Origin of the sequence: Microcystis sp. M109S1 (assembly GCF_020247025.1) — a bacterium.
Lineage (GTDB): Bacteria > Cyanobacteriota > Cyanobacteriia > Cyanobacteriales > Microcystaceae > Microcystis.
In genome coordinates this window covers 1-6,149 of sequence record NZ_JADBRW010000424.1, presented here as the reverse complement: position 1 = coordinate 6,149, position 6,149 = coordinate 1, and the positions used below count along the sequence as shown (strand labels likewise).

The window sequence follows — 6,149 nt, the reverse complement described above, 5'->3', positions numbered from 1 at the left end:
TGGACGTGGAGGAAGGCATAAGACTACCGCTAAGGTAGCAGTATCCTTCCTGTGAAGCGTCAACCCCGTTCAGCGACCACCCTAAAAAAGTGGCGTGGTGAGGAATCGCCGTCCGTTTTACGGCGGCGAGGATGTCAAAATTAAGGAAGGGATGGAATATTATATTTTATCTCGGCACGATTTTTGCTTTCGAGAAGGTGGCAACACCGCCCCACTTTCTCGCCATCTCCTTCCAGATGGGTTAGTTAGCGGTTTGACTTCTATGAACACCAATTATCTTGAAGAATACCAAAAATACCTAGCCGAATGGCAGAAACTGCTTCTGTCCGCTTGGGGTAATGGTGTTCCCACGACTACACCAGTGTTTGAGTTTCCAGAAACTTTGGTTAAATCCCTCGAATATCAACAAGAATGGGTGAAATCCTACCTAACCGCCCAAGAAACCGCCACCAAAGTTGCCCTCGATAGTCAGAAACAATTCTGGGATAGTTATTTCGGTTTTGCTCGTCAGTCCATGGCTGTAATCAATAAACCAGCTTAATTAGGTATCAATTGGCTAGATAGTTCGATTGGTGACTTAACTTCCCTTAAAAAATGAAATTCCTCAAATACAATCCCCTCTGGCCCTGTATTTGAGGCTTTTTTGGCTTTTATTCCCTTCAAGCAATCAGGGAATTTTGGGGTTTCGCAAAAATCATCCGTCCGGCAGAGGTTTGCAATGCAGATGTCACCACTACCCGCAATTCTCCCCCTAGATAATCTTTTCCTTCTTCTACCACTACCATCGTGCCATCTTCTAGATAACCGATGCCTTGGGTGGGTTCTTTTCCTGCTTTGAGAATTTTTAGGTCCAAAGTATCCCCAGGCAAGTAGATCGGGCGTACTGCTTGGGCGAGATCGTTGACATTCAAGATGGTGACTTTTTGCAGATTGGCCACTTTACTGAGATTATAATCGTTAGTGAGCAAGGTGGCGTTAATTTCTTGGGCAAGATGGACTAATTTAGCATCTACGGTGCTAATATCGTCATAATCGGCTGGATGAATGATAATGCGATCGGGAAATTCTTCTTGCATCCGGTTTAAGATGTCTAATCCTCGTCTTCCTCTGACTCGTTTTTGGTCGTTACTGCCATCCGCTAACTGTTGCAATTCCTGAAGGATAAATTGGGGAATGAGTATCTGTCCCTCAATAAATCCTGTGTCTAACAATTGTTCGATACGACCATCGATAATACAACTGGTGTCAACAACTTTGGTGGCGGCCGCTTGCAGGGTTCCCTCTGCCACTAAAATTGATTCCATACTATTCGGGTTAATCAGACGCAAAAAAGTGCGACCGTGGGTATCTGCTAAACTAACCCCCAGATAGGAAAACATAATACTGCCTAAAATGGCGATTATCGGCTTAATAAACGAGAATTCTCTAGGAATCGGTAGGAAGAAAATCGGAGCTAGGATCAGATTAGCAATCAACAAACCGATAACTAGACCGACCGAACGGGTTAAAATAACTTCGATCGGAGTTTGTCGTACTTGGGTTTCTAGACGACGATAGGTAGTTTGGGCAACTAAACCAAGAGCTAAACCAATAATTGAGGCAAAACCCGCCGATAACCAGCGTAAAGCTTCAATATTGCTGATTTGCGACTGGACAGTAACCGGCAGCAAGTCCACACCACTATAACCAATACTGGCAATAGCGAAGACGAATAATAAAATTATGACGGCATCAAGCATAGGGATAATACCAGAGAGGATAGGGGGGAATGATGGTAGATAAAATAATGAGTATGAATGCTTTTATATTATATCTGTGGGCTTCTCCTAATTTGTGTCGGGAAAGTTGCTTTCATTCTAGGAGATGTTCTCCCCAGCCATAATACATCTTAACGAAGATAAACGAAATTACAGCCGTCGGTCGTCAGCCTTGAATCGGTTATCAGTTATTAGTTATCAGTCATCGGATGCGAGTTACAGCGTTTCTCAGATAGATGAGGTTCGTTCTTGCATCTAAAATACTTGATTAGCAAGGGTTAGTCTGTACCTCACCTTGACGAGAAAGGCTGTATGAGTTCACTGATTACTGATTACTGTTCACTGTTCACTGATAACTGCTTTAATGTCCTATTTTCACCCCGTAACCTCGGTTTATATTCATATTCCCTTTTGTCGTCGGCGCTGTTTTTACTGTGATTTCCCGATTTTTGTCGTCGGTAATCGCACCAATCCGGCGACTTTTCCCCCTGTGGTGGAGTATGGGGAAATATTACAAGAAGAAATTAGCCTTAGTCAGGGGACTGGGAAACCCCTAGAAACAATTTTTTTTGGGGGGGGGACTCCTTCCCTGTTACCGGTGGAATTATTAGGGGCAATTCTGGATACTTTAGCCAAAAAGTTTGATTTTGCAGCTGATATAGAGATTTCTATGGAGATTGATCCGGCTACCTTTAGTTTAGAACAATTACAGGGTTATCTTAGCGCGGGAGTCAATCGGGTTAGTTTAGGAGTACAGGCTTTTCAAGAACCATTATTACAGGTTTCTGGTCGATCGCATACTGTTCAGGATATCTATCATGCAGTGGAATTAATTCAGGGATTGGGAATAGTTAACTATAGTTTGGATTTGATTTCGGGATTGCCACAACAAACCCTCACAGATTGGGAAAATTCCCTAGAAAAAGCGATCGAACTGCAACCGGCCCATCTTTCCTGTTACGATTTGGTCTTAGAAGCGGTTACTCCTTTCGGTAAACAGTATCAACCGGGGAAAAAACCCTTACCCGATGATGAAACCACGGCAAAAATGTATGTTTTAGCCGGTGAAAAACTAGCTTTAGCCGGTTATCAACATTACGAAATTTCTAACTATGCCAAACCGGGTTATCAATGCCGACATAATCGAGTTTACTGGGAAAATCGTCCCTATTACGGCTTTGGTATGGGGGCTGCTAGTTATCTTCATCAACAACGTTTTACCCGTCCGCGCAAAAGTCGCGACTATTTCGCTTGGGTAAAAGAAGGCTGCCCAATTGACGTGGAGAAAAATAGTTTGATTGATGATCTTCTCGAAACCTTGATGCTGGGGTTAAGGTTAGCGGAAGGAGTGAGTTTACCGGCCATTGAAGCTAATTTTGGTTCGGAAATCAAAAAAGCAATTTTAGAGGTCTTAGAGCCGCATAAACAGCGTAATTTAGTAATAATTGAGGGGGATAGCAGGGTCAGATTAAGCGACCCCGAAGGTTTTTTGTTTTCTAATATCGTTTTAACCGATTTATTCGATCGCTGGCAATAGTTAGAAACTATAGTTTCCTAGCGATAATAGACAGCTAACCAAATACAAGGGGGATTATTGCTAGTAAATTCGACGCGATGTTTTTGGTGAGGAGGAATCAGTAGATAATCCCCTGCTTGCAGATTAACTCGGCTGCCATCCTCATAACTAATCTCGGCAAAACCCTGTAATAAAATCACCCATTCAAAGTCAGATTGATCGTACCATTGACCGATGGGAGTGGTTTGACCAGTGGAAATAATTCTTTCCAGACGAATAGCCTGACTTTGGGCCAAAATTTCCAGAATTTCTCGGTCAGGAATTAGTTCAGGTAAATCAAAAATTGAAGCTGCTGTCATTAGTTATGATCCCTTTCTGGATGAAAATCTTTAATCACCGTCGGTATTGCTGTTAAAATTTTCTCAACGATATCAGTAGGTGTATCTAGGTCAGAAACAACAATCCGAAGATCTGCTTCTGCATAAAGTCCTCGTCTTTGTTCTAATAATAATTCCAGGTTACTTTCTAAATCAGTGGACTTAAGCAAGGGACGAGAGGTATCTTGTTTTAAACGTTTAACCAAGACTTCGAGAGGAACATCTAACCAAATCATTAAACCGTGACGAAGATAACTCCAATTCATCGGTTTTAAAACCATCCCTCCCCCGGTAGCAATCACAGTTTTAGTCAGAGAGGATAATTCGGCCAAAACTTGGGTTTCTAACTCCCGAAAAGTCGCTTCTCCCTCGTCGGCAAAAATTTCCTTAATTTTCTTTCCCGCGACCCTTTCTATTAATATATCTGTATCAAAAAAACGATATTGTAACCGTCGGGAAAGCAACTCTCCCAGGGTGGATTTGCCGGCCCCCATCATTCCTAGCAAAAAAACACTTAATCCCCGTAAGGAGTTAAAATCTGTTGCATTGTCCATAGTTAAAATTTAGCTGAATGTAGTCCTCGCTACTAAGGGACGATGTTTTGATAAGCATTTAGGAGTGAAAACCCGCAGGTGAAATCAGAAAATCTTCTCAGAACTCCCATTGACACCGACATCGTGTCAGAATCTGGATAACCATGATACCATCTTGGTAATTAATCGACAAAATCAGCTTGATTAATTTAATCAAGTGGTGTGAGGAGTGTGAACACAGGAGTCTAAAATTCATGTCCAATCAACCAGCAAACTTTCCGGGTAACAGAAATCAACTCAAACCGATTAAAGTCGGGGTTATCGGGGTCGGTAACATGGGACAACACCATAGTCGCATCCTGAGTTTATTAAAAGACGTGGAATTCGTCGGGGTGGCCGATGTCAACGTCGAAAAGGGACTGGAAACTGCCAGTAAATACCGAGTCCGTTTTTTTGAAAATTATTTAGACCTCTTACCTAGGGTAGATGCGGTTTGTATCGCTGTCCCCACGCGGTTACACCATCGAGTCGGGATGGACTGTCTGCAAGGGGGAGTACATACCTTGATCGAGAAACCGATCGCCGCTAGTATTAGTGAAGCGGAATCTTTAGTCAATGCGGCAGCCGATCACGATTGTATTCTGCAAGTGGGTCATATCGAGCGTTTTAATCCCGCTTTCCAAGAGTTATCGAAGGTCTTGAAAACCGAGGAGATTCTAGCGATTGAATCCCATCGCATGAGTCCCTATTCCCAGCGAGCTAATGATGTCTCGGTGGTGTTAGATTTAATGATCCATGATATAGATTTAATTTTAGAATTAGTCGCCGCTCCTGTGGTGAAATTAACCGCTAGTGGTAGTCGCGCTGCCACTGATTCCGGTTATCTCGATTATGTCACTGCCACCCTTGGTTTTAGTAATGGAGTAGTGGCTAATTTAACCGCTAGTAAGGTGACTCATCGCAAGATTCGCCGTTTAGCAGCCCACTGTAAAAATTCTCTCACGGAAGCGGATTTTCTCAACAATGAAATCCTCATTCACCGGCAAACCACCGCTAACTATAGCACTGATTACGGTCAAGTTCTCTACCGTCAAGATGGTTTAATTGAAAAGGTTTATACTAGCAATATTGAACCTCTACACGCGGAATTAGAACATTTTGTTCATTGTGTGCGCGGTGGGAACCAACCTTCCGTCGGTGGGGAACAAGCTTTAAAAGCTTTACGATTAGCTAGTTTAATCGAACAAATTGCCCTTGATGGTCGCGTTTGGCAACAATCGGACTGGAATTATCAATATCTTAATTCTCCCGTGATTACTGCTTCTTAATTGTTTTTCCCCCGATTCTTTAAATGAGAGAGTTGGGGTGAGGAAACCAAATTAGTTATTTTGAGAACTTTTCAAACATTTTTCTGAGGATTTTTGACCACACCATTGACTTTCACAGGGAACTCCATCACCGTCTCCATCCATTTTGACATTAGGGCAATTTCTCAAGAAAAAAGTCGCTTCTGCACAGGATGTCATCTGCGAACAGTGAGTTCTACCATCGCAGCGAAATTGTGGAGAAGGACTAGGTTTTTTCTGGGGATTAGGACGATTATTGTTGTTAGCTACGGCTAAATTATTGAGGGTTTGATTGCCAGAAATTGGTGATTTTATTGATATTTGTTCCCCCAGAAAAAACAGAATTAAAATAACAACTACTTTTTTCATCGAAAATTTTGGGTCTGAAACCCCGTCGTTCTACGACGGCTTTACCGTTAAATACTAGCGCATTTACCAAATATATGCTAAAATGTGAGACATGGAAAAAGCTTATTCTTACCGATTTTACCCAACACCAGAACAAGAGTCGCTATTGCGGCGCACCTTGGGCTGTGTAAGATTAGTTTACAATAAAGCTCTCCATGTCAGAACACAAGCTTGGTATGAAAAGCAAGAAAGAGTAGGCTACGCTCAAACTT

Annotated in this window: 8 protein-coding genes; 4 read left to right on the top strand and 4 right to left on the bottom strand. The window is 42.4% G+C overall.

Annotated features, from left to right (window positions below; all coding sequences use genetic code 11):
- The first annotated feature begins 262 nt into the window (after window positions 1-262).
- Entirely contained in the window at window positions 263-541 is a 279-nt protein-coding gene (locus tag IM322_RS23580) for a hypothetical protein (RefSeq protein WP_043995783.1), read from the top strand.
- A 118-nt stretch (window positions 542-659) separates the two neighbouring features.
- On the opposite strand, the gene IM322_RS20890 is transcribed toward IM322_RS23580, so the two are convergent.
- Entirely contained in the window at window positions 660-1,739 is a 1,080-nt protein-coding gene (locus IM322_RS20890) for a PIN/TRAM domain-containing protein (RefSeq protein WP_287675571.1), read from the bottom strand.
- Between the two features lie 382 nt (window positions 1,740-2,121).
- Between IM322_RS20890 and hemW the strand changes: the two genes are divergently transcribed.
- Complete coding sequence (gene hemW, locus IM322_RS20885; protein ID WP_287675572.1) at window positions 2,122-3,294, top strand: radical SAM family heme chaperone HemW; 1,173 nt, start codon at window positions 2,122-2,124, stop codon at window positions 3,292-3,294.
- 17 nt (window positions 3,295-3,311) lie between these two features.
- Here hemW and IM322_RS20880 read toward each other — a convergent pair whose 3' ends face one another.
- Window positions 3,312-3,632: a cupin domain-containing protein gene (locus IM322_RS20880; protein ID WP_287675573.1), complete on the bottom strand. Its 321-nt coding sequence runs from the start codon at window positions 3,630-3,632 to the stop codon at window positions 3,312-3,314.
- Window positions 3,632-4,204, bottom strand: coding sequence for a shikimate kinase (locus IM322_RS20875; RefSeq protein ID WP_287675574.1), 573 nt, complete (start codon window positions 4,202-4,204; stop codon window positions 3,632-3,634). The genes IM322_RS20880 and IM322_RS20875 overlap by 1 nt, the downstream gene beginning before the upstream one ends.
- Window positions 4,205-4,437: 233 nt before the next feature.
- On the opposite strand from IM322_RS20875, the gene IM322_RS20870 reads away from it, so the two are divergent.
- Window positions 4,438-5,511: a Gfo/Idh/MocA family protein gene (locus IM322_RS20870; protein WP_151695534.1), complete on the top strand. Its 1,074-nt coding sequence runs from the start codon at window positions 4,438-4,440 to the stop codon at window positions 5,509-5,511.
- Between the two features lie 51 nt (window positions 5,512-5,562).
- On the opposite strand, the gene IM322_RS20865 is transcribed toward IM322_RS20870, so the two are convergent.
- Complete coding sequence (locus tag IM322_RS20865) at window positions 5,563-5,898, bottom strand: excalibur calcium-binding domain-containing protein (protein WP_286824585.1); 336 nt, start codon at window positions 5,896-5,898, stop codon at window positions 5,563-5,565.
- 91 nt (window positions 5,899-5,989) lie between these two features.
- On the opposite strand from IM322_RS20865, the gene IM322_RS20860 reads away from it, so the two are divergent.
- Window positions 5,990-6,149 (top strand): helix-turn-helix domain-containing protein (locus tag IM322_RS20860; protein WP_287713323.1); only part of this gene is annotated, 160 nt, incomplete at its 3' end.